Source organism: Mycobacterium sp. E2327 (assembly GCF_001672675.1).
GTDB lineage: Bacteria > Actinomycetota > Actinomycetes > Mycobacteriales > Mycobacteriaceae > Mycobacterium.
Window position 1 is genome coordinate 1 of the sequence record NZ_LZKE01000110.1, and the last position, 876, is coordinate 876.

2 protein-coding genes are annotated in these 876 nt (G+C 67.0%); one reads left to right on the forward strand and one right to left on the reverse strand.

Features of this window, described 5'->3' with window-relative positions; all coding sequences use genetic code 11:
* On the reverse strand, positions 1 to 195 hold a 195-nt coding region (locus A5712_RS12715; protein ID WP_156766538.1), incomplete at its 3' end, for a TetR/AcrR family transcriptional regulator.
* A 60-nt stretch (positions 196 to 255) separates the two neighbouring features.
* Between A5712_RS12715 and A5712_RS12720 the strand changes: the two genes are divergently transcribed.
* On the forward strand, positions 256 to 876 hold the full coding sequence (locus tag A5712_RS12720; protein WP_068105108.1) for a TetR/AcrR family transcriptional regulator: 621 nt from the start codon (positions 256 to 258) through the stop codon (positions 874 to 876).

Here is an 876-nt window from a genome sequence, read left to right on the forward strand (position 1 = left end):
CAACTCGGACTTGTTCGGGAAATAGTGGTACAGGCTCGCGCTGGTCATGTCGGCAGCCTTGGCGATCTCCCGAATTGTCGCCTGGGAGTAGCCCACCTCCCCCACGCAGCGCATCGCCGCGGTGATTATTCGAGCGCGGGTCCGCTCGCCGCTGGCGCCTACCGGGCGCCCCAACTGCGACCGCGCGGCGTTCATGCGGGCGCACCTCCGAGCAGGAACCGGATATTAATTGATCGTTCGATTATATTCGACGGCATGCTAGGTCGCCCGGTCGGCGCCAGCGGCGAGGAGACTCGCCAGCGGATAATCGTCGCCACCATGCGGTGCGTGGCCGGCGTCGGCTACTCGCGCGCGACCATCCGGGAGATCGCCCGCACGGCCGACGTCACCAGCGCGAGCCTGTACCACTATTTCCCGAACAAGTCCGAGTTGCTCACGGCGACCGTCCGGGAGATCGACGAGATCGCGTTGCCACGGGTGCGGTCCGCCGCGGCGCATTCCGATGACGTCGTCGAGCGCCTCGAGGCGATGCTGGACGAGCTGGACAGGTTGCTGCGCGAGTATCCGCACCTGGCCGCGTTCGAACGCGCGATGCGCGGGCATGCCGGACTAAAAGGCTTGCGCGACACCATCGATGACATCGTCCGGGACGCTCAGGCGCGGGGAGCGCTGTCGCCCGATACCGACCCGGGCGCCGCGGTCAACGCGATCTACGCGCTGGCCCGTGGGCTGACGGACCGGTCGGCCAACCTGACCGCGGACGCGTACGCCGACACGCTGGCGTCGGCCAAAAAGCTGCTCAGGGGAACGCTTTTCGAGCCGCGAGCGAGTCGCCGAGCGTCCACAGCGCAACGCCGATCAAAACGAGATCCTTGA

Coding starts and splice junctions, on each gene's coding strand:
- A5712_RS12720 (WP_068105108.1), top strand. CDS start 256: ATGCTAGGTCGCCCGGTCGGCGCCAGCGGCGAGGAGACTCGCCAGCGG.